Origin of the sequence: Bacillus sp. ISL-51, assembly GCF_018613535.1 — a bacterium.
Lineage (GTDB): Bacteria > Bacillota > Bacilli > Bacillales > Bacillaceae > Bacillus.
Map to the genome: position 1 here is coordinate 200,312 of NZ_JAGGQB010000003.1, position 21,426 is coordinate 221,737.

A 21,426-nucleotide genomic window follows, 5' to 3' on the forward strand; every position below is an offset into this window, starting at 1 on the left:
TCCGGGGCGCCAAAAGGCGCAGACCCGGTCGTTTATCGCTTATATCCAGACGGATTTTATTCTGTCCGGCCGCAGCAATTTTTATATTTTTTTCCGCTTCCGCAATGGCAAGGCGCGTTGCGTCCGATATCAACGACTTTGCGAACCGGCGCTTTTTTCGCCTGTTTCGCCTCATCGCCGTCCTGCGGCTGATGAGCAGTCGTTTGCCCCTGAACAACCTCTTCACGTTCCAGATTGCTTTCAATTTCGGCCTTCATCACAAACTTCGCGACCTCGTCCTCAATGGACTCGATCATGTTCTCAAACATCGCGAAGCCTTCCATTTGATATTCACGCAGCGGATTTGTCTGCGCGTAGGCGCGAAGGTGAATCCCTTGACGCAGCTGATCCATCGCGTCAATATGATCCATCCATTTTGAGTCGACGGCGCGCAGCACGATGACTTTTTCAAATTCACGCATCTGCTCTATGCCGAAGTTCTCTTCTTTTTCATTATATTTCGTCATGATCCGATCCATGATCAGTTCATGCATTTCTTCCGGTTCTTTACCGAAAATGTCGCTCTTCTCAAGCGCACCTTCATCAAGATACGTCGTATTTACAAGCTCCGCGAGCCCGTCAAGATTCCACTCTTCAGGAAGTTCCTCTCTCGGCGTATAAGCGGCGATCGCCCGTTCAAGAGATGACTTGATCATGCCTTCTACAATATCCCGCAGGTTTTCAGACTCAATGACTTCAAAACGCTGCTTGTAAATGACCTCGCGCTGCTGGCGCAGCACATCGTCATATTGCAGAAGCTGTTTACGTGAATCGAAGTTGTTCCCTTCCACACGTTTTTGAGATGATTCCACGGCGCGCGACACCATCTTGCTCTGAATCGGCGTCGAGTCATCCATACCGAAACGGTCAAGCATCGCCATCGTCCGCTCAGCACCGAATCTGCGCATAAGTTCATCTTCCATAGAAAGATAAAACTGTGTAATGCCGGGGTCTCCCTGACGTCCTGAACGCCCGCGAAGCTGATTATCAATCCGGCGCGATTCATGGCGTTCCGTACCGACGACAGCAAGGCCGCCCAGCTCTTTTACGCCTTCGCCGAGTTTAATGTCGGTTCCGCGTCCGGCCATGTTCGTCGCGATCGTGACAGCGCCTTTTTGCCCCGCTTCTTCAATGATCTGCGCCTCACGCTCATGGTTTTTCGCGTTCAGCACCTGATGCGGAATTCCTTTATTCTTCAAAAGCTTAGAAATCAATTCAGACGTTTCAACGGCAACGGTACCGACCAGCACAGGCTGTCCCGTCATGTAGCGCTGGGCCACATCCTCAGCCACCGCCTTGAACTTTCCTTCCATTGAACGATAGATTAAGTCCGGACGGTCGTCACGGATAACGGGCTGGTTAGTCGGAATGGAGACTACCTGCATATTATAAATATTGCGGAATTCTTCCTCTTCCGTTTTGGCGGTTCCGGTCATCCCGGCAAGCTTTTCGTACATCCGGAAATAGTTTTGGAACGTAATCGTCGCCAATGTCATGCTTTCGTTTTGAATTTCCAGACCTTCCTTCGCTTCAATCGCCTGGTGAAGGCCTTCGCTGTAACGGCGTCCTTTCATCAGACGGCCCGTGAAGGAATCGACGATAACGACCTGTCCGTCCTCAACAACGTAATCTACATCCTTCTGCATTGCCGCATGGGCTTTTAAAGCTTGGTTGATATGATGATTGAGCGCGACGTTTTTGACATCAAACAGGTTGTCGATGCCAAAAGCGTTTTCCGCCTTCGTCATTCCTTCTTCCGTAAGCTGGACACCCTTCGTTTTGACGTCATACGTGTAATCCTGATCCTTCTTCAGCGTGCGGACAAATGCATTTGCCTGCACATAAAGCTTGGTCGATTTTGCAGCTTGTCCGGAAATGATCAGTGGCGTTCTAGCTTCATCGACTAAAATCGAATCGACCTCATCAATCACGGCAAAGTGAAGCGGGCGCTGCACCATTTGTTCTTTATAAAGCACCATGTTGTCACGCAAATAATCAAAGCCGAGTTCATTATTCGTTGAGTAAGTGATGTCGGCTGCATATGCTTCGCGTTTTTCGTCTTTTGACATCGAATTCAGGTTCAGGCCGACCGTCAGACCCAGAAACGTAAAGATTTCGCCCATTTGCTGAGCATCACGGCTTGCCAGATATTCGTTGACCGTTACGATGTGAACGCCTTTTCCGCTCAGCGCATTTAAATAAACAGGAAGAGTTGAAGTCAGCGTTTTCCCTTCCCCTGTTTTCATTTCAGAAATATTCCCCTCATGAAGGGCGATGCCCCCCATGAGCTGCACTTTAAACGGGAACATGCCGGTTACGCGGCGTGAAGCTTCCCGAACGACCGCAAACGCCTCAACGAGAAGATCATCCATCGTTTCTCCTTTTTCAAGACGCTCCTTAAATTCAATTGTTTTATGTTTAAGCGCATCGTCAGAGAGGTTTTCGTAATCTCCTCTTACAGCATCAATATCGTTAGCTATTTTTTCGTATTTGTTCAGCGCACGTTTGGTCGGATCAAACATTTTATTTAAAATCCCAAGCATCTATAACGCTCCTCTATGTTCACATGCGTTTTCACGCATGGATAAATAATAATTTACTGTCCATGTATACCTCTCATTATCATACCATACCTTTTGTTATTTCCAAAGAATTTGCAATTAAAGAAAGAGAAAAACCTTCCGCGTGTTCACGGAAGGCTGGATGTGTTTATTCAGTCGGTTCAATTAATCCGTATTTCCCGTCATTCCTGCGGTAGACGACATTTGTGAGATTCGTCTCCGCATTTGTAAATACGAAGAAATTATGGCCGAGCATATTCATTTGTAAAATCGCTTCTTCATTATCCATCGGCTTTAAATTGAAGCGTTTTTGACGGACAATATCAGGGCTGTCATCCTCTATTTCATCCTGAACTGCTATGCCCGTATCAGCGGCGCTGCCGTTTTCGAATAAATGTTTCGGTGATCCCTGTTCGCGGAATTTGCGGTTTACCTTCGTTTTATGCTTGCGGATTTGACGTTCCAGCTTGTTTGTTGCGAGATCAATGGCATTGTACATATCCTCGTTATGCACCTCAGAACGAAGTGCCAGATCAGTCATCGGAATGGTAACTTCAACTTTTGACTCCTTATCGTTGTAGAATTTTAAGTTGACGTTTACGTCGGCGTTGACGCTTTGCTCGAAATACCTCTCCAGCTTGCCGATTTTTTTCTCCACATGATCCTTTAACGCGGGTGTAACCTCAATGTTTTCTCCTCTGATATTGTAGTTCATCAAAGAACGCCTCCCTTTATCTAAGGATATGTATCTATTTCTCTATTACCCTTTATGATCCCTGCCGAAACGAAAAAATATTGTGTAAAATCAGTGAACGATGACGAATGTTGTCGGTTTTGCCTGACTTCCCTCAGCCAGTTACAAGTATATGCAAAACACGCAGGCAAAAGACCTGCCAGATTCCAGCAGGTCTAGTGGATGACATACGGTTTGATACAATGGTGGGTCTGCTCCATCCACAGCTTATAATGGGGCAAAAAGCTGTTTTTTAAAAACTCCTGAAATGATTCAGACGGAAAATCATAATTATTTAACACGCTGAAATCCTGAAAGATATCGTCAAATGATTTGATGGCGATTTCCACGCATTGATTTTCAACAATTGACAGAAGGAGCGTATGGGAAGAATCAAGATGGAAAAAAGCCTGAATCAGATCGTTGTAAATCCGTTCGCCTTCCGTCTTAAAAAAATCATCATGCGTATCCAATAAGTAGCAAAGCCCCTCATCAATCGTAAAAAGAAGCTGGTAGTAAGCTGACACCAAGTGGTAATCGTTCAAACTTCTCAAAACACTCACCTATTTACGTTTGTCGTAATAACGGCCGTCACTCGTTGTTTGATGATACGGATTAAAATACGTGTTGTGATATACACGTTTTTTCTTAAGCATCTTGATTTCGTTTCTGACAATCTCTTGAACCCTTTTCACTTCGTCTGTAATCAGACGGTCCCAAGCCGTCACCTGCTGCAGCATCGCTTTTTCTTCCTCGGAGAAAGGCGGCTTTATAGACGCAAGCATCCCCTCCCTTTTCTCCGTAAACGCCGTGATGCTTTCAACGAGGCTGTCACTTTCCGGAGCGCCTTTTAATGCCGAATACATGTCCTTCGTTTCGTTATATAGAGAAAAGACACCGCTGTTCATCAGGCAAGACCGCCTGTGCCATGGTTATTTTTCCGTTCAGTCTGCATGGCCTGCTTCCACGTATCGCGAAACTCAGTAACAAGCTTTTCTGCCTCATCTAAAAGATCTTCATTATTTTGCACATTCGCTTCGATTAAACGGCCGCGGATGTAATCATAGATAGATGACATCTGCTCAGAAATTTCAATCTCCCGGTTTAACGTAAGGCTGAGCTCTCGAATAATGTTTTGCGCCTTCACGATATTTTCATTTTTGGCTTCAGGGTTTTTTTGCCGCATAGCCTGCTTGGCCAATTTGATAAAACGCAGACATCCGTTATAAAGCATGAGTGTAAGCTCTTCGGGGGCGGCTGTATAGACGGATGTTTGCTGATAAGCAGCAAAGGGATTATTTATTGCCATTTTTATTAAACCTCCAAAATTATGATGTTGAAGATCCTAACATCGAAGTGAGATATGAAGATTGGCTGTTCAATTTCTCCAATGCCGACTCCATAGCGCTGAATTTTTTATAATATCTCGTTTCGATGTCATCCAGCTTCGTTTTCATATCAGAAATATTCTTTTCTATCTCATTCAAGTTTTTTCCGATTGAAAAGCTGGTCGATACAGAGCTTTCAGTTCCGGCTTGTTTTGTGATTTTTGTTTGCATCGCGCTTAACGTATCTTTTAATCTTCTGGCAATGCCCTGCTCTTCCGGATTTTTGATGGTCTTCCCGGTTGTGCTGTCTGTAGTCGTGCTGTCTGCATTAAACAGCTTAGCCACCAGAGAAGGATTTTCAGTAATTTTCGCTTTCAATTTCGCTTCATCTTTAATGACGAGCTTTCCTTGATCGGCATAGTTCTCAGACGTTTCGATACCAAAATCGGCAAGCTGATATTTTTTCCCGTCAATCGTCACGGGTGAATACAAATCAATCCGCATCTCCGTCAAACCGCTTTGCAGCGTGCTGTCGCTCCGAAGTAAACCGCTTTTTGCTTTTTCCTCCCACTGCTCAATCTGCTTATCAGTCATTGCCTCTCTTTGTTCATCGGTTAACGGTGTATAGTCGCGATACTTTGATTCAGTCACCTTCGCGTTTACATTTTTAATTAGCGTATTGTATTTATCAACAAAATCTTTAATATTATTAAAAATGCCGTCTGTATCGGTCGTGCTGTTAATCGTTACCGTCTTATTGTTTTCCGTTACGCTGTTTAACGTATATTTGATCCCGTTGATCGTAAAATCATTTGACGTTTTCGTCATTTCAAGACCATTAAACGTAAATTTAGCGTTTTTTCCTTCCGCATTGGCTGTCAGTTCATTTGTCGTATCATCAACGGCAAAGCCAAGCTGACCCGTCAAAAAGCTTTTTGTCGCATCATCTGCGGCTGAAAGTTTGAACCCTTCCCCTGTTTTATTGGATGTCAGCGCGATCGTATCCACATAATCCGTGCCGTTAGAAATCTTTTCTTTTAAAGCCGTGACACCGAGACCGGATTTGTTCAGTTTAGAAACGACATCATCAATCGTGTCGGTTGCAGTAATACTCACGCTTACTTCAGTCGGCTTTGTTTCTCCCGGATTTGTGACATTGAATTTCAGGGTGCTGGCTTGACCTGAAGTGAAATTGATGGCGCCCGCGGATTTATACGTCGTCGGCGTTGCCAGCTGCTGAACTGACATGCTTGTTGATATATTTTGCTCGGCACCGACTGCAACAGCGCTGACGCTGGAATCCGAACTCGTCACTGTTTTTTTATTCCAGTTTGTGGATAGCATCATATTATTAAAAGTAGTTGAATACATGTCGGTAATTTGGGTATTCATGTCCCGATAAGCATCACGCTTCCATTCAAGCGTCTGCTTTTTCTGACTTAATTTATTCAGCGGCTGTTTTTCGGCATCCATCAGCTTTTTAACCAATGAATCTACATCAAGACCGGAATTAAGGCCTGTAATTCTTGTGACCATATGTACCTCTCCTTTTCGACTTTAGTCGTAGACGGCTCTATGAAAACAGGGAGTTTCCGACTGTTTATCATATCACAGCACCGTGATTGCATGATCTTATTCTTATATCGGTCAGATTAAAATGTTTTCAATATTTTAACTGCAAATTATAACGTTTCATTTTGTTAATTTTGTTCTTGCTTTAGGGCGCCGTGTGAGGTTTTGCCTGAGGGGGAATGCTGAAGAAACAAAAAAAGACCCTGGATAACCAGGATCTTTCTGTCATTAACCTTTAAGCAATTGAAGAACTTGCTGAGGCTGTTGGTTAGCTTGCGCAAGCATCGCTTGAGAAGCCTGAGTAAGGATATTGTTTTTCGTGTACTCCATCATCTCAGAAGCCATGTCTACGTCACGGATACGTGATTCAGCAGATGTCAGGTTCTCAGAAGAAGTACCAAGGTTGTTGATTGTGTGCTCTAAACGGTTTTGAACCGCACCAAGTTTAGCGCGCTCGCTTGATACTGTGTCGATAGCTGTTTTGATTGTTGTAAGAGCTGAAGACGCAGCTTTAGCAGAAGATGAGATGTCGATACCTTTTGTTACTTTATCGCCTGCAGTTAATTTTTCAGAAGCTACGATTTTGCCATCAGCATCGTAATACCCAGCAGCTTTATTTGTGGCCGCGTCTGCATCTGCCCAAGTGGCAGTGCTTTTTCCGTCAGCCGATGTAAGTGTATTTTGATCATCAGATACAGTATAAGTCGTACCGACCTTCAGGCTTTCAGAATCCATTTTATTAATAGACAGGCTCATTGTTTGGCCTTCGTTAGCTCCGATTTGGAACGTAAGGTTTTGCGCAGTACCGTCAAGAAGTTTTTTCGTGTTGAACTCAGTGTCAGTAGAGATTCTTGTTACTTCAGACGCTAATTGGTCCATTTCTTTTTGAAGCTCAGAACGGTCAGAATCAGTGTTCGTATCGTTCGCCGCTTGAGTCGCAAGCTCGCTCATACGCTGAAGAATGCTGTGAGTTTCGTTTAATGCACCTTCAGATGTTTGGATAAGAGAGATTCCGTCTTGAGCGTTTTTAGACGCCATGTCTAAACCGCGGATTTGAGAACGCATTTTTTCAGAGATCGCAAGACCCGCAGCGTCATCACCAGCGCGGTTGATGCGAAGACCTGAAGATAATTTTTCCATGTTTTTTGAAGCAGCGTTTGAACCTGCGTTCAGCTGACGGCTTGTGTTAAGAGCCGCGATATTGTGGTTGATTCTCATTTTGTATTTCCTCCCTGAATTGTTTTTCGCACGTCCTTGTGCATATTTGCAGCTTCATTCAAAAGAAAATATTTCCTCCCAATGGCTACATTATATATATCGGACGGCCGCTTCTATTGTTTATATGAAAATAAAAAAATCCTCACTTTTTTTGTGAGGATAAATTAAGCAATAAATCAGTATTAAAAGAAACCGCTCTGTTGTTTTCTTCCAGAATGGACAGGTATATTTCTTTGCGGTGGATATCAACGTGCTGAGGAGCCTCGATTCCCAGCTTCACTTGCTCGCCTTCAATCGCAATCACTTTTATTTCAATATCGGGACCAATCTGAATCGATTCATTCACTTTTCTCGATAAGACTAACATGATCCTCCTCCTATCAAATGTTTAGTTTCAAAGGAAGCATCATGTAGTATGATTTGTTTTGCCTTCATTTCCTTTTTATTGACGACAATCGGCGCTTTTAAATTGGCAGTTGTGTTTTCAAACGGCTCTTCAATCGTTAAAATCGCCATAACCTCAACGTCTTCTATGTTTTCGATCTTCAAAAGCTCAATCGTCGCGTTATCAATGTCGAATTCATACCCTTTAAAGAAAATAAACGGACTGGCGACAATGAAGGCGATGTGCTCCTGTTTGACAGATTGCAGCGCTAAAAACGGCGAATCCTCTGACAAAGGAAGAACAACAAACTGGGTCTCGTCATTAAACCCGGGCAAGCCGTTTTCAAATGAGATGATCTGCCCTTCGTCTATTCTGATTTCCCCGTGGTATTTTGTTTGAATAATCATGCTTCACAATCCTTTACAACTTTCATCTTTTATTCTGTTTTGCCGTCTTCAACCGATATCGTTACTTTTGGGTCTTGTATCATATTAATCTGCACATTAGCCGGTGTGAAATTCCATATCGGCTTATGGGCGGTTGCTTCAATTGACGGCTTGTGAGCTTCAATATCAACCGTAAGCTCTGAAGGAATACAGTCAATGTCGACAAGAAACTGCGCAGGCAGAAAGTCACTGAATTCGCCAAATGGGTCGGGCGGGCTGACATCGGCTGCCTGTCTGGCCATTACATTACCCGTTTTCTTTTCAATAGCGGCCATTTCTTTGCCTTCCCTGACCGTTTTTGCAATAAATTCACTGCAGGCTTCCGCCCCTTTTTGGGCAGCTTCGGCGTTGAACTTATCAAACGACTTCAGATTCAGATTCTCCCAAGCCCTCGTCTGATCAATGGTCAATTTTGCAGGTGTGCTTTCAATTTTTAAATCGGCCGGCGGCTGCTCAATTTCCAAGTCGGCCGGCGGCTGCTCCATCTCGATTTCTTCCTTCTGAATGGTAATACCGATTTTAGCAGGCACACTGTCAATAATCAATCTCGGCATCTGCACAGAAATCCCTCCTCAGTTTGCATGTTCTAGTAAAAAAAGCGATCTCCCAGTTGTGAGTCGCTTTTTTTTACAGAGTTTGAAATAGCAGACGATATGTATTGTTACTTCAGAAAGTCAATCAGTGACGGCTGAATGATATTCGCATTTACAGACAGCGACGCTCTATGAACAGCTAACTGAGTCATATAATCAACAATCACATCTTCCATTTCTACATCTTCATTATCCGATAACACTTTTTCCGCTGTTGTCTCTTGAGATTCAAGCCTCGCCTGAACGAGTTCCAAACGGTTTGTCCGTGCGCCGATGTTGGATTTCTCAGCATTCATGCTATCCGTAAAACCGTCGATGTCTGACAGAATCTTATCTGAATCAGCTTCGGACAGCGTCCCTTTGCTTAATGACTCTTCTAATGAATTAAGAAATTGAAATACATTATCACCGTTTTGAGCGACTCCCCCAAAGGCTGAATTCGGATCTGAATTCACCTTCAGCACAGCTCCGTTCGAGATGTTAATATTAACGTCTGAAGAGCTGGTGTAGTTCTCATAATTGTACGTGTAAGTACCATCGGCGTTTTCAGTGATCGGCGGAACATCTGAATTAGTTCCGTTAAACAGATAACGGCCGTTTACTTGAGTGTTTGCGATAGAAACGAGCTGTTTTTTCAGCTGGCCGACTTCGGTTCCGATTGCCTTTAATTCTGTTTCACCGTTGGAATCACTTTTGGCCTGAACCATCAAGTCACGGATTTTCCCCATAATATCCGTTGCCGAATTTACGCTTGATTCCGAGTTTTCCAGCCATGTAAAACCTTGCGAGACATTTCTTTGGTACTGGTTAACCTGTGCAAGCTGAGTGCGGTACTGCATTCCCTTCATCGCTACAACCGGATCATCAGAAGCTTTCGTGATTTTTTTTCCTGTATTCACTTGCTGCTGAAGCCGATCGAGTTTGTCATAACTTGAGCCGATAAATCGAAGAGAATTTTTAGCGATCATCCCTTGAGTTACTCTCATTTACTTATCTCCTATCTTCCTCCGGTGCCCATACCGTTAATAATTTTATCGAATATTTCATCCTGCATTGTAATGATTCGCGCGGCTGCATTATAAGCATGCTGAAACTGAATCATATTTGTCATTTCTTCATCTAACGAAACCCCACTGACCGATTGTCTCCGTACATCAGCTGAAAGGGTATTGCTTTCAGAATTTTTCATGAGATTGGCGGCCTTCTGCGAATTGACGCCGAGTTTCCCGATAAGGGATTCATAAAAATCGTTAATCGTTGTGGTCTCGCCGTTAATTGTCAGCTTGCTGTTTTGCACTGCGGCTAATTGAGTCGCATTTGTGCCGTCGCTTTTTTGTCCATTTAACGAAGCGGCGATATTGTCAGTGGATGCAAGAATTTTGTCACTGACTTTAATTTTGGCGGCAGCCCCTTTTGTCGGCACGGCTTCATCCCCGCTGAAATCAAAGAAGGCTTCGCCTTGTTCGCCAGTGTATGTCTTTCCGTTTTCATGGACTGCGTTAAACGCATTCGCAAAGGAAAGAGCCATGTCATCAAGAGCCGAAAGCATTTCTGGATAAACCCCTTTTTCTTCTCCATTTGACATATAGCCGTATGACTCAATCAGGCCTAGGAGTGATCCTTTGCCGGAAAAAGCATCTGCATTAACGGTGCTGTCCCCTACGGAAACAGTCGTGACAAGTCCGCTGTCTTTGTCATAGTTTATTTTCATTTCAGAAACGGTTTTGGTTTTACCGTCCAGCAGCGTTCCGATTGAATTGTTACTGCCGTTGAGCAATTCCACATTAACCGTGCCTTCAGCGACTGCCAAAGGGTTGCCGCCTGACTTATTATATGAAACCTTTATATTTGTCATAGAAGATAATTGATCAAGCAAACTATCTCTTTTGTCATATAAATCATTAGGCAGCATGCCGCTCGGTTCAACGGCGGCTATTTGAGTATTCAGGTCGTTCAGCTGATTAAGAATAGAATTGACCTGATCCGCGGTATTATCCAAATTCTTTTTAATATCGCCTTGAATATTCGTCAGTGAGTTTGATATATAGTTAAAACTCTCCGAAAGAGACTTGCCTTGCTCTTGTAATACCGAGCGCGCTCCCGTATTTTCCGGATTCGTCGCCAGATCCTGAAGTGCATTCCAAAAAGAATTGAGCGATCCGTTTAAACCGTTATCGTCAAGTTCTTTCATGACGCCTTCCATTTGTGATAATGAATTTGAACGGGCGGTATAGTAACCTAGTTTTGTATTTTCAGTTCTGTATTGATAATCTAAAAAGCTGTCTCTGACACGTTCCACCGAACCCGCTTTTACACCGGTTCCGATTTGTCCCGCTGTCAGCTCGCTATTTTTCGATACAGCAGGGTAAGGGCTCGTTGATTGCAGAGATACACGCTGCCTTGTATACCCTTCTGTATTTGCATTTGCAACGTTATTTGAAACTGTGCTCAAAGCAGTCTGCTGCGCACTCAGCGCACGCCTGGCTGTTTCGAGGCCCATAAAAGTCGATGGCATTGAAAATCCTCCGTTCTAAGCTTTTGAATCGAACAATGTCAAGCGGCTGACAGGCTGGCGGGCCGCTTGCGGCTCTTTATAATTCATATTTTCTTTTTCACCCGGCATTATCATGTCAAATGCAGTGGAAATGAATTGCAAAGCCTGAATCGTCAGCTGCTTATTCATCTCATTCACTTCTTTAAGACGGTCAAGAAGCGCAGAAAGAGATTGAAATAATCCTTCAAGCTCCTGTTTTTCGCTGCCTGAAGTTTTGGCGATACACGCAGCGATCGTGTTACCCTCCCCACGGCTGAGAAATTGAGAAGTTAACTTGATCCGTTCTTCTTCTGTCTGTCCGATTGCCTGAATGTATTTTTGCTCTTTAGTTAATATGTTAGAAAGCTCTTTTGTTTTACCTGTTTTCAGCGCTTCCGTTTTCTCCTCAGACAGCGTCAGCAGATGTTCATGCAATACGCAAAGTCGCTTCAGTTGTTCAATAATTGGCTTTGCTGACATTCGCTTTCTCCTTTTTATTGCTTTTTATAGAAATTAACTATTTTTTCAGCGATGCTGTTTGAATCTATTTTATATGTTCCGCTCTCAATATCAGCTTTCAGCTGAGCGATTTTTTCGTGGCGTGATTTAGTGACCGCATCTGACGCATTTTGAAGCACTTTTGCATGAGAAGAAATTTCCACTTTGTCTTTCAGCTTTGCAGCCTCTTTTTGTACGGCTTGCTTTTCGTAATTTTTTTGATATGGATTAACGGATTGTGTTCCGTACTGATTGATTTTCATAGGATTCCTCTCGCTTTCTGTTTGCAGTCTAATTCTTTTATCGACTGCGTTATCAGTTAGTTTAGGGAATCAGGTGTTTTTGGTATTATAGGCATAGTATGTGTCTTTAGAACCACTTCCGTCCTTAGATTCAGCGGCTTTCTCTTGGTTCATATGGTCTAATTGCGTCTCAATATCAGACTGACAGGTCGTACAGAATTTACCTGTTCTGATTGGGTTTTTGCATCGTTCACAAGGATATGCTACATTCGGAAGCTGGCTGATCTGAATCCTTTTTTGTTTGATAAACTTGAGGATCAGCTCTTCTTCCACACCTGTTTCTTCAGTAATCTGCTGCATCGTCGACTGCCTGTTTGTTTGCTTTCTTAAAAATTTATAGACGGTTTCAAAAGCTTTTTCTTCTTCTTTAATACACGCTTGGCATACGGTTTGCAGGTTCGTTTTAAAAAATAAAGCATTACACTTTGGACAATTCGCCAATTCACCCATCGTTTTAACTCCTATTCATTCATTAATCTGCCGGATATTTCTATCAATTATATCGGCAAAAAATGAGAATAATTTAGCTCCTGATTAAAGTAAAAGAGGAAACCGATAACGCTTTGCCTTTCGTCAACAAGGCTTCGGCAGCCTGATGTAATGTGGCGCCCGTCGTATAAATATCGTCTATTAATATGACGTTCATACCTTTGGCGGAGTTTACTCTGCATGAAAACTTTTTTTCTGCGAAGAGCCGTTCCGCTTTGCTTTTTTTGGATTGTTTTTCATTGTTCAGCCGGATGAGGGGAGAAATGACCGGCCGTCCGAGAAGCGAAGCCAGCAGCTCGGATTGATTGAACCCGCGTTCCGCTTGCCGTTCAGCACTCAGCGGAATAGGGACGAGGATATGTGTGTTTGTTGGGTAGGCTGCGTTAAATCCGGCAGCAAAATCATGTTGGAAGGCTTTGATGATTTTCGCATCACCTCTGAATTTAAACCGGGCTAATGAGTCCTTCATCGCTTCATTATACAAATAAACCGAGCGGTTTTGCCCCAATAAAAGGCGCGGTTCTGTTTTTGCTTCCCGCGCCAGACAGTCAGCGCATTTCCGGCTTGTTTGCTGAGGCCTTCCGCACGCAGTGCATACGGGTCCTCGAATCTTTTCAAATTGATTGCTGCATGCGCTGCATACATCATGGTCCGGTGCCAGAGAAAATAACGACCTCCATGTCAGTGAACCGGAGATTGGCGAATCGCATAATAAACAGTTCAGAGATTTTACGCTCCTTCCTTCTTCTCACAGAACTCGCTCGGATTGACAGAAACAATCGCCGCTGATTCAGCCAGGATGACGAGCAAAGCCGTATTTTTTTGTTTATCAACCAGCACCGCTTTAGCATAGGCCACTTTCTTTTTATCTGTAACATAGGCCGGTTCAGCCCGGTTTAACGAAAGTGCCAGAACATCATTTTTACAGACTCGGCACGTGCATTTCATATGAAGCTGGGGCATATAGCGATCGAGAAGTTCCTTCAATACGATTTCTTTTGAATTGACAAGCATGTTGACAGCTCCTCATAGGAAAAGTATGAGTATACTGTATCACGTTTTCAGAAATTAACTAGTCTACCAATTTATTTTTTTGTGCCAATTTGTTCATATATTTTATATGTTTTCTTGCTTTTTTCATACCATTCGTTATTCCAAAATGAAACAAGATGACTTCCCCGTTAAAATGTTTGTGATGTCTGCCTGTCCGGCCTGCGATTTGTACAAGAGCGCTCTCAGTGAAAATAGGTGATTCAGCGCCGAGGACACATGTTTGAACCTTCGGAATGGTTACTCCTCTTTCTAAAATTGTGGTGGTAATTAACAGATCGAGCCGTCCGTCTCTGAACCGCTTTACTTTTTCCTTTCTGTATGTATCTTCCGCGTGAACGCCTTCTGTGCGAATGTTTAATTTTTTAAAATAATCGGCCGCTTTGTTAAGCACGGGGACCGATGGAACGAATAAAAAACAGGCAGCCCTGCTTTTAGCTTTTGATATACCCATTCCATGACGGAGGCCGGCAGCTTTCCGCTTGCAAGCTTCTTCTGCCAATTACCGCACCATAAAAAACGCGGCTCAGGCAAAGGCTTTCTATGATATCTGGCTGGTATACGAACGGCTTTTAAGAGACCTGATTCGGCTTTCTTTTGTAATGTTTCGCCAGGAGTGGCAGTCACATAAACGAGGGTGCTGTTTTTCTTTCTGGCTTTATCGACAGCAAATTGGAGTGTTTGATCGGCAGAAAAGGGAAATGCATCTACTTCATCAATAATCATTACATCAAAAACATCTCTGTAGCGTATGAGCTGGTGAGCAGTCGATATCATGAGCGGAGTCAGGCTGCCTTTGTCTTCACTGGCCCCGTACAGGGCAGAAATTTCGATGTTCTCAAAGGCTTTTTTCAGTCTTGGCAGCAGCTCTAATACGACATCAGTCCGTGGTGTAGCGATACAGACGCGCAAACCGTGATTAAGCGCAAACTCTATGCCCGGAAACAGCATTTCCGTTTTCCCCGATCCGCAAACCGCCCATATCAGCAGCTCTTCTTTCTTTTTCATCGCTTCTATCAATGCGCAGGCCGCTTCCTGCTGTCCTTCTGTAAGCGTTCCTTGCCACGAGAGCTTTACAGACTCCCAGCGTTTTTCATCGCTTTTGTTCCAGCTATATAAATGGGTTAATTCATCGGCCCTCCCCATCATGACACAAGAACGGCAATAGATGATGTGCCTGTCAGCAGATGCGGACCAAAAGGAAGCGAAGTATTCCTGTTCACTTTGGCCGCAGCGGCGGCAAACACAGCGATTTTTATGCTGAATAACCGACGGCTCAGCTGTTATAAATCCTTTCTCCATATGACGGCTAATGCATTCATCAGAAAACGGAAGCTCCGTTCTCAGCAAATGGCGCCCATAAAGGAAATCGCGCAGAACAGATGATTCGGCATCGGTCATCTTCCCGGCCTCCTTTCTGAGCAAAGTATGCCTGACGGGGACTTTTATGTCGAATTGCGAAAATAAGAAAATAAAAAATCTCCGTCCTCGAAAACGGAGATTTCCACTTAATTTTTAAAACACCAGGCAATTCCGATTGCGCCTTCGCCAAGATGGGTTCCGATTACGGCTCCGAAATAGCTGTTATAAAATTCGACATGAGGGTATTTCCCGCTCAGCTCTTTAATGATATCGCCGGCTTCTTCCTCTCTGTTTGCATGGATGACAGCAGCCTGCATCGGGATTCCTTTACTTGCATCTTCGTCTAAAAGCTCAAAAATTCTAGAAATCGCTTTTTTGCGCGTCCGAATCTTCTCAAAAGGCACAATTACCTTATTGTCAAAATGAAGAATAGGCTTTACCTTTAACAGACCGCCGATAAAAGCCTGTGCACTGCTTAAACGCCCGCCCCGCTGAAGATGTGCTAAGTCATCGACCATAAAATAGGCCCGGACAGTTTTTTTCATCTCTTCCAATTCTCTTATGATCGCTTCCGGAGAATCAGCGCCGTCCTTAATAAGCTGTGCCGCTTTTAGTGCATAAAAGCCCTGTGCCAAACAGCTGATTTCCGAGTCAAAAGGATAAACTTTGATATGGTCAACCATCGCATTGGCCGAGGCTGCGCTGTTATAGGTTCCGCTGATCCCGCTGGAGAGATGAATGCTGATGACTGCATCGTATGTTTTGCCGAGTTCTTCATACAATGCGATTAATTCGCCAATAGAAGGCTGGGACGTAGTCGGAAGCTCATCATGATTTTTCACTTCTTTATAAAAGCTTCTCCAGTCCAATTCCGTTTCTTCACGGTACGTTTTCTCTCCGAAAACCACTTGAAGAGGGATCATGTGAATATGATTCTGCTCCCTCATCTCTTCCGGAATATATGCTGTACTGTCTGTTACAACTGCAATATTCATCACTATACCTGCCTTATAAAGTACTTAATCAATATTTTAATTGATATTAAGCTATAAAAAAAGACTTGCCATAATAGGCAAGTCTTCATATACATGACTAACGCATTTCTACCCAGCCGTTTTTAATGGCTACGACAACGGCTTGTGTCCGGTCATTTACATTCATTTTTTGCAGAATATTACTTACGTGGTTTTTCACTGTTTTTTCACTGATAAACAGTGACTCACCGATTCCGCGGTTGCTTTTTCCGTCTGCAAGCATTTGCAGCACTTCACATTCCCGTCTTGTTAATATATGTAATGGTCTCCGAATTTCCGGATAAACCTCATGCTGAGGATGAGCAGAAACTCCGCTTGTAGCAAGACGGCGGAATTCATTGACAAGATTGTGGGTTACTTTCGGGTGAAGGTAAGAACCGCCCTCGGCTACCACTTTGACTGCTTCAATTAACGTATCCGCATCCATTTCTTTCAGCAGATAACCTCTTGCACCTGTTTTTAAAGCATGTGTTACATAATTTTCATCATCATGAATGGAGAGGATGATCACCTTAGACTCAGGATACAGCTCAACCAGCTGTTTAGTAGCCTCTACTCCATTTACATTCGGCATATTAATATCCATTATGACTACATCGGGATGATAGTGCTCAACAATACGAGCCGCTTCATCTCCATCGTCACCTTCTGCTACCACTTCAAAGGTAGGTTCAAAATCCAGTATTCGCTTTACACCCTCACGAAATAATTGATGGTCGTCGATAATAACAATGTTTACTTTAGTCACACGCTACGCCTCCTTATCCTATTGTTCTATATACGCCGCTGTTCGGTCAATATGTCTTTTGGCTCTATTTAACAGTTTATAGGCCAAGCGACAAAGGAACCTTAATCATGATAAATGTCCCAAGACCTATTTCAGAGTCTATCGTTATTGTCCCTTCAAGCAAATCTACTCTTTCTTTCATTCCAAGCAAACCGAAAGACTTGTTCTTTTTCTGTTTTGCTTCCTTAATATCAAAGCCTTTTCCGTTATCTTTTATGATGAGGATAACAAAATCTGCGGTCACTTCTACTTTAACTGTAATCTCTTCCGATTCCGAATGCTTTAACGCATTTGTGACAGCTTCCTGGGCGAGTCTGAAAAGAGCCACTTCAAACTGAGGGGCAAGCCGCCTGCTTTCCGTATCTCCAATACACTGAAAATGTATTTTCACCTTTCCGTTGTATTCTTCTGTTGTATAAAGATATTTTCTCAGTGTCGGAATCAGCCCCAGGTCATCGAGAGCCATCGGTCTTAAATCATATATAATCCTTCTGACTTCGTAAAGGGCATTCCGCACATTTTGACGGAGATTTCTGATTTCCTGAAACCCGTCCTCCGTGCCGCGGTCGCGGAAAATCCGTTCAATTAATTCAGATCTCATCATGACATTTGCCAGCATTTGCGCAGGTCCGTCATGAATTTCTCTCGATACTCTTTTTCTTTCTTCCTCTTGGGCTTCTATAATTCTCAAACCGAAATCTTGTTTAGCCTGCGCATCGGCAAGAAGCAGGCCTACTTGACGGAGATCTTGATTTAAGTAATTGAGAACAACGGTTATTTGGCTGACCAATGATTCTGACCGTTCAATGATTTCCTGAAGGCCCAAAAGCCGGCGTTCTAAATCATCCCTCCGCTCCCGCAGCTGTTTTTCACGCTGCTGAATCATCGTCAATTCCACTTGCAGCTTATGCGCCTTTTCATAGGCATTGCGAATTTCTTCTTCGCTGAATTTGTGGAAATTTCTGCTGACCTCTGACAAGCGGTTTCTCGCATGCCGAGTATGAACTTCAAGTTTATCGCCAAGCTCAATGACTTCGTATACTTGCTGTTTGATCTGTTTCAATTCCTCGACCAATTGCTCGTATTGCTGGCGCGACTGTTCTCCGATTTGAAAAACCTCGTCCTTGCTCCCGTCCACGGTTTTCAGCATTTTCATGAGTATAGAGTCCAAAACCTTGGAGTCCATCTTCGATTTGTTCATCAATCTCCCTCCGTAACGGTGTTGTTATGTATTTTTATTATAAATGTAATTGAACTGCAATTTATGTCGAATTATAATGAAAGAATGCGTATATTCTAGAAAAAAACATTTTTATATAGTTCTTACTCTTTCATGATACCAAAATATGCGCAAAAATTCTAAAGTCTGTTCGAATTTGTAGAAACAAGTCTTTTATGCTTGTCAGGAGGGTCAGCAATCATGCTGCACAGCTATTTAACTGTTAAAGAAGCGGGTGAACATGAGATTGTGATTGAAAAATCACGGTTTATCTGCCATTTAAGCCGTGTTGCTTCTGAAACGGAAGCGCAGGAGTTTATTCAAAAGATAAAAAAACAGCACTGGAATGCGACTCATAACTGCTCAGCTTATCTGATCGGAGAAACAGATCATATACAAAAGGCGAATGACGACGGTGAACCAAGCGGCACAGCGGGCGTTCCCATGCTGGAAGTGCTGAAAAAACGGGGGCTGAAAGATACCTGTGCAGTGGTTACCCGGTATTTCGGCGGAATTAAGCTTGGTGCTGGCGGATTGATTCGCGCTTACGGAAAGTCAGTGTCTGAAGGATTAAATCATATAGGAGTCGTGGAGCGGAAGCTGATGCGGGTAATGCATACATCAGCTGATTATACATGGCTCGGAAAGATAGAGAATGAACTGAGAGAATCAGTTTTTTTACTGAAGGAAATCCATTATGCGGAAAATGTCGAATTCGAAACGTACGTTGAAGAAAAAGACAAAGAAGCATTTATCGAGTGGATAACAGAGTTAACGAACGGCAAGAGTGATAATAAAGAGGGAGACCTGACGTATTTAGAAACAGACGTCAATCCTAAAGGAGACTAATGTAATGACTGAACGTGTAAGAGTACGTGTTCGAAAGAAAAAGAAGAAAAGCAAACGAAAGATCATATTCAAAAGAATTCTGCTGCTGCTCACCCTGGTTTTGTTAGTCGCGGCCGGATTTGGCGGATATAAAGTATACAAAACAATCAATGCGGCCGATAATTCCTACGATGCCCTCTCCCGCGGAGATAAGTCAAAGCTCCGAGACGAAGTCATCGACATGAAGAAAAAACCGTTCTCCATTTTGTTTATGGGGATTGAAAATTATGCGACAAGCGGTAAAGGCGGCCGGTCAGATTCCCTTATTGTCGTTACCCTTGATCCGAGAAATAAAACAATGAAAATGCTGAGTATTCCGCGGGATACGCGAGTGACGCTTGCCGGGGATACAACTGGCAAGAAGACCAAAATCAACGCCGCTTTTTCTAAAGGCGGTGCGGATGAGACCGTATCAACTGTTGAAGACTTTTTAGGCATCCCGATTGACAAGTATGTCACGGTCGATTTTAACGGATTTAAGGATGTCATAGACGAGGTTGGCGGAATTGATGTAAAAGTTCCGTTTGATTTTGATGAGATGAGTGACGTCAGCAAAAAGAAACGGATCTATTTTAAGAAAGGCAACATGCATTTGAACGGCGAGCAGGCCCTTGCTTACGCGCGTATGAGAAAGCAGGATAAACGAGGGGACTTCGGCCGTAATGACCGGCAGAAGCAAATCTTAAATGCAATGATCGATCAAATGTCTAAAGCAAGCAATATTGCCAAGATCGATAAAATCGCTGAAAAAGCAAGCAACAATGTGCAGACGAATATTCGTATCACTGAAGGTCTGGCTCTGCAGCAGATTTACAGCGGCTTTACCAGCAAAAAGATTGATACACTGAGCATTACAGGATCAGATTTATATCTAGGCGGAGGCGGAACCGCATCAACGGGCGGAACTTACTATTTTGAACCGGATGCAGCCAACCTCGCTAAAGTACGTGAGACATTGCAGAAACATTTAGATTACCCGACAGGAAGCACGAGCACAGACAATACGACTGACTCTACTTCAGACAGTACGGGCACAGGCACCACCAGCACAGACGGAACCGGCAGTTCACAGACAACTAACGGTACTGGCGATCCAAATTCAAACAGCACTTCAGGTTCTTCCTACTGAAATATGAAGCCCGATCCTTTGGATCGGGCGTTTTTTTTTATATAATAAGAGATAATGAGATTCAAAAAAAGCAGACCATTATGATCTGCTTTTTCAATTCTTTTTTACCAATCTTTTGTAAAACTTGGTAAATGGTTTAAATTGTTCATTTACTAACCCTGTTACCTCTGCTATGATTTGCATAAATACAATCAATACAAAAATGATAAACAGCGAAAGCCAAATCGTCGCGCTTTTCAGCAGGATTGCACTGATGCTGAAAATGAAGCCTATTAAATAGATGATAATGACCGCCGTGCGGTGAGACAGCCCGAAGGCCATCAGCCGATGATGTATGTGTGACTTATCTGGTGCGGAGATGGGCTGTTTATTTAATATCCGCCTGATCACAGCGAATGTCGTATCAAAAATCGGCACGCCCAGAATGATGATCGGAATGATGATACTGAATAACGTAACACTTTTATAAAGGCCTAATAATGAGAGAACTGAAATGACATACCCCAAAAAGAGTGAGCCTGTATCCCCCATAAATATTTTCGCCGGATGAAAATTATAAAATAGAAATCCGAGTGTACTTCCAATGACAACGAGAGAAAGTGACAGGATGAGGATTTTCCCTCCGGAAAGCGCCATCACGGCGATCGTTGACAGTCCGATAATCGACAGGCCCGCCGCGAGTCCGTCTAATCCGTCAATCAGGTTCATCGCGTTTGTTATTCCTACGATCCACAACACAGTTAACGGGTAAGCGATCCATCCTAATTCTAAACGTTCCGTTAAAAACGGAACTGAGAAAAAGTCCATCTTCAGCCCTGTGCTCACAATCATAATGGCAACGGCTAATTGGACGAAGAATTTCACTTTTGCGCTTAATTGGTATTTATCATCAAGAATTCCTAAAATGACAATAATAAACGCGCCTACCGTAATGGCAGTCAACTTATTTTCATTATATATGCCGGCTGCAAGAACACCTGCCGCCACGCCGATAAAAATGGCCAATCCGCCCATACGGGGCATTATTTTATCATGTACTTTTCGGTTGCTGGGCTGGTCAACTGCACCTATTTTGATCGCAATTTTTTTTACGATAGGAGTTAGGATTAAAACCGTTAGCAGAGAGACAAAAAACGCAACAACTATGCGAAACATGCGTTCGTCAAGCATAAAGAAGTCTCCTTTGGAATTATATGAAGTCTTTTCTGATATTGAACCGTTCCTTCCATTATAATTCTTACTAGTTATTATAACAAGCTT

23 protein-coding genes and 1 pseudogene are annotated in these 21,426 nt (G+C 43.3%); 2 read left to right on the forward strand and 22 right to left on the reverse strand.

Annotated elements, in window-relative coordinates:
* Positions 1-56: 56 nt before the first annotated feature.
* From secA to degS, 21 genes and pseudogenes are all read right to left on the reverse strand, one after another.
* Positions 57-2,582 carry a preprotein translocase subunit SecA gene (gene secA, locus J7E26_RS02610; protein ID WP_214802550.1) on the reverse strand — a complete coding sequence of 842 codons (2,526 nt, stop codon included), beginning with the start codon at positions 2,580-2,582 and terminating at the stop codon, positions 57-59.
* A 166-nt stretch (positions 2,583-2,748) separates the two neighbouring features.
* Positions 2,749-3,315, reverse strand: a complete 567-nt coding sequence (hpf, locus tag J7E26_RS02615) for a ribosome hibernation-promoting factor, HPF/YfiA family (RefSeq protein ID WP_214802547.1) — start codon at positions 3,313-3,315, stop codon at positions 2,749-2,751.
* A 194-nt stretch (positions 3,316-3,509) separates the two neighbouring features.
* On the reverse strand, positions 3,510-3,887 hold the full coding sequence (locus J7E26_RS02620) for a DUF8042 domain-containing protein (protein WP_214802544.1): 378 nt from the start codon (positions 3,885-3,887) through the stop codon (positions 3,510-3,512).
* Between the two features lie 9 nt (positions 3,888-3,896).
* Positions 3,897-4,241 carry a flagellar protein FliT gene (gene fliT, locus J7E26_RS02625; RefSeq protein WP_214802542.1) on the reverse strand — a complete coding sequence of 115 codons (345 nt, stop codon included), beginning with the start codon at positions 4,239-4,241 and terminating at the stop codon, positions 3,897-3,899.
* The gene (gene fliS, locus J7E26_RS02630) at positions 4,241-4,642 is read right to left on the reverse strand and encodes a flagellar export chaperone FliS (RefSeq protein WP_214802540.1); all 402 of its coding nucleotides are present in this window, start codon (positions 4,640-4,642) and stop codon (positions 4,241-4,243) included. Before fliS ends, fliT begins: the two co-directional genes overlap by 1 nt.
* Before the next feature lie 19 nt (positions 4,643-4,661).
* Positions 4,662-6,197, reverse strand: coding sequence for a flagellar hook-associated protein 2 (locus J7E26_RS02635; RefSeq protein ID WP_214802536.1), 1,536 nt, complete (start codon positions 6,195-6,197; stop codon positions 4,662-4,664).
* Between the two features lie 264 nt (positions 6,198-6,461).
* Complete coding sequence (locus J7E26_RS02640) at positions 6,462-7,451, reverse strand: flagellin N-terminal helical domain-containing protein (protein WP_214802533.1); 990 nt, start codon at positions 7,449-7,451, stop codon at positions 6,462-6,464.
* A 142-nt stretch (positions 7,452-7,593) separates the two neighbouring features.
* Entirely contained in the window at positions 7,594-7,818 is a 225-nt protein-coding gene (csrA, locus tag J7E26_RS02645) for a carbon storage regulator CsrA (protein WP_003151402.1), read from the reverse strand.
* On the reverse strand, positions 7,812-8,243 hold the full coding sequence (gene fliW / locus J7E26_RS02650) for a flagellar assembly protein FliW (RefSeq protein WP_214802530.1): 432 nt from the start codon (positions 8,241-8,243) through the stop codon (positions 7,812-7,814). Before fliW ends, csrA begins: the two co-directional genes overlap by 7 nt.
* 29 nt (positions 8,244-8,272) lie before the next feature.
* On the reverse strand, positions 8,273-8,842 hold the full coding sequence (locus J7E26_RS02655; protein ID WP_214802527.1) for a DUF6470 family protein: 570 nt from the start codon (positions 8,840-8,842) through the stop codon (positions 8,273-8,275).
* Between the two features lie 101 nt (positions 8,843-8,943).
* Positions 8,944-9,861, reverse strand: coding sequence for a flagellar hook-associated protein FlgL (flgL, locus tag J7E26_RS02660; RefSeq protein WP_214802524.1), 918 nt, complete (start codon positions 9,859-9,861; stop codon positions 8,944-8,946).
* An 11-nt stretch (positions 9,862-9,872) separates the two neighbouring features.
* Positions 9,873-11,390: a flagellar hook-associated protein FlgK gene (flgK, locus tag J7E26_RS02665; protein WP_214802521.1), complete on the reverse strand. Its 1,518-nt coding sequence runs from the start codon at positions 11,388-11,390 to the stop codon at positions 9,873-9,875.
* A 15-nt stretch (positions 11,391-11,405) separates the two neighbouring features.
* Positions 11,406-11,888 (reverse strand): flagellar protein FlgN, encoded by a 483-nt coding sequence (locus J7E26_RS02670; RefSeq protein WP_214802519.1) that lies wholly within the window; start codon positions 11,886-11,888, stop codon positions 11,406-11,408.
* Between the two features lie 14 nt (positions 11,889-11,902).
* On the reverse strand, positions 11,903-12,169 hold the full coding sequence (gene flgM, locus J7E26_RS02675; RefSeq protein WP_214802517.1) for a flagellar biosynthesis anti-sigma factor FlgM: 267 nt from the start codon (positions 12,167-12,169) through the stop codon (positions 11,903-11,905).
* A gap of 69 nt (positions 12,170-12,238) precedes the next feature.
* Positions 12,239-12,658: a TIGR03826 family flagellar region protein gene (locus J7E26_RS02680; protein ID WP_214802515.1), complete on the reverse strand. Its 420-nt coding sequence runs from the start codon at positions 12,656-12,658 to the stop codon at positions 12,239-12,241.
* A 73-nt stretch (positions 12,659-12,731) separates the two neighbouring features.
* The gene (locus J7E26_RS02685) at positions 12,732-13,421 is read right to left on the reverse strand and encodes a double zinc ribbon domain-containing protein (RefSeq protein WP_214803077.1); all 690 of its coding nucleotides are present in this window, start codon (positions 13,419-13,421) and stop codon (positions 12,732-12,734) included.
* A 5-nt stretch (positions 13,422-13,426) separates the two neighbouring features.
* The gene (gene comFB / locus J7E26_RS02690; protein ID WP_214802513.1) at positions 13,427-13,711 is read right to left on the reverse strand and encodes a late competence protein ComFB; all 285 of its coding nucleotides are present in this window, start codon (positions 13,709-13,711) and stop codon (positions 13,427-13,429) included.
* A 58-nt stretch (positions 13,712-13,769) separates the two neighbouring features.
* Positions 13,770-15,148: pseudogene (locus J7E26_RS02695) on the reverse strand (ATP-dependent helicase ComFA).
* A gap of 107 nt (positions 15,149-15,255) precedes the next feature.
* Complete coding sequence (locus J7E26_RS02700) at positions 15,256-16,104, reverse strand: DegV family protein (RefSeq protein ID WP_214802509.1); 849 nt, start codon at positions 16,102-16,104, stop codon at positions 15,256-15,258.
* A 97-nt stretch (positions 16,105-16,201) separates the two neighbouring features.
* Positions 16,202-16,891: a two-component system response regulator DegU gene (gene degU, locus J7E26_RS02705; protein WP_003219701.1), complete on the reverse strand. Its 690-nt coding sequence runs from the start codon at positions 16,889-16,891 to the stop codon at positions 16,202-16,204.
* Between the two features lie 76 nt (positions 16,892-16,967).
* Positions 16,968-18,131 (reverse strand): two-component sensor histidine kinase DegS, encoded by a 1,164-nt coding sequence (gene degS / locus J7E26_RS02710; RefSeq protein WP_214802505.1) that lies wholly within the window; start codon positions 18,129-18,131, stop codon positions 16,968-16,970.
* 219 nt (positions 18,132-18,350) lie between these two features.
* Between degS and J7E26_RS02715 the strand changes: the two genes are divergently transcribed.
* Both J7E26_RS02715 and J7E26_RS02720 read left to right on the forward strand, forming a co-directional pair.
* Positions 18,351-18,998 carry a YigZ family protein gene (locus tag J7E26_RS02715; protein WP_214802502.1) on the forward strand — a complete coding sequence of 216 codons (648 nt, stop codon included), beginning with the start codon at positions 18,351-18,353 and terminating at the stop codon, positions 18,996-18,998.
* 4 nt (positions 18,999-19,002) lie between these two features.
* A complete protein-coding gene (locus J7E26_RS02720; protein ID WP_214802498.1) occupies positions 19,003-20,166 on the forward strand; it encodes an LCP family protein in 1,164 nt (387 codons plus the stop codon).
* Positions 20,167-20,259: 93 nt separating this feature from the next.
* Here the strand turns inward: J7E26_RS02720 and J7E26_RS02725 are convergent, their stop codons facing one another.
* Positions 20,260-21,336: a glycosyltransferase family 4 protein gene (locus tag J7E26_RS02725; RefSeq protein WP_214802495.1), complete on the reverse strand. Its 1,077-nt coding sequence runs from the start codon at positions 21,334-21,336 to the stop codon at positions 20,260-20,262.
* Between the last annotated feature and the right edge of the window lie 90 nt (positions 21,337-21,426).

Bases quoted from the DNA above. Each gene is read 5' to 3' on its own strand.
- J7E26_RS02725 (WP_214802495.1), bottom strand. From the start codon at position 21,336: ATGCTTGACGAACGCATGTTTCGCATAGTTGTTGCGTTTTTTGTCTCT.
- hpf (WP_214802547.1), bottom strand. From the start codon at position 3,315: ATGAACTACAATATCAGAGGAGAAAACATTGAGGTTACACCCGCGTTA.
- fliT (WP_214802542.1), bottom strand. From the start codon at position 4,241: ATGAACAGCGGTGTCTTTTCTCTATATAACGAAACGAAGGACATGTAT.
- comFB (WP_214802513.1), bottom strand. From the start codon at position 13,711: ATGCTTGTCAATTCAAAAGAAATCGTATTGAAGGAACTTCTCGATCGC.
- degS (WP_214802505.1), bottom strand. From the start codon at position 18,131: ATGAACAAATCGAAGATGGACTCCAAGGTTTTGGACTCTATACTCATG.
- flgK (WP_214802521.1), bottom strand. From the start codon at position 11,390: ATGCCATCGACTTTTATGGGCCTCGAAACAGCCAGGCGTGCGCTGAGT.
- J7E26_RS02635 (WP_214802536.1), bottom strand. From the start codon at position 6,197: ATGGTCACAAGAATTACAGGCCTTAATTCCGGTCTTGATGTAGATTCA.
- secA (WP_214802550.1), bottom strand. From the start codon at position 2,582: ATGCTTGGGATTTTAAATAAAATGTTTGATCCGACCAAACGTGCGCTG.
- J7E26_RS02640 (WP_214802533.1), bottom strand. From the start codon at position 7,451: ATGAGAATCAACCACAATATCGCGGCTCTTAACACAAGCCGTCAGCTG.
- J7E26_RS02700 (WP_214802509.1), bottom strand. From the start codon at position 16,104: ATGAATATTGCAGTTGTAACAGACAGTACAGCATATATTCCGGAAGAG.
- fliW (WP_214802530.1), bottom strand. From the start codon at position 8,243: ATGATTATTCAAACAAAATACCACGGGGAAATCAGAATAGACGAAGGG.
- J7E26_RS02670 (WP_214802519.1), bottom strand. From the start codon at position 11,888: ATGTCAGCAAAGCCAATTATTGAACAACTGAAGCGACTTTGCGTATTG.
- flgL (WP_214802524.1), bottom strand. From the start codon at position 9,861: ATGAGAGTAACTCAAGGGATGATCGCTAAAAATTCTCTTCGATTTATC.
- fliS (WP_214802540.1), bottom strand. From the start codon at position 4,642: ATGGCAATAAATAATCCCTTTGCTGCTTATCAGCAAACATCCGTCTAT.
- J7E26_RS02680 (WP_214802515.1), bottom strand. From the start codon at position 12,658: ATGGGTGAATTGGCGAATTGTCCAAAGTGTAATGCTTTATTTTTTAAA.
- csrA (WP_003151402.1), bottom strand. From the start codon at position 7,818: ATGTTAGTCTTATCGAGAAAAGTGAATGAATCGATTCAGATTGGTCCC.
- J7E26_RS02715 (WP_214802502.1), top strand. From the start codon at position 18,351: ATGCTGCACAGCTATTTAACTGTTAAAGAAGCGGGTGAACATGAGATT.
- flgM (WP_214802517.1), bottom strand. From the start codon at position 12,169: ATGAAAATCAATCAGTACGGAACACAATCCGTTAATCCATATCAAAAA.
- J7E26_RS02720 (WP_214802498.1), top strand. From the start codon at position 19,003: ATGACTGAACGTGTAAGAGTACGTGTTCGAAAGAAAAAGAAGAAAAGC.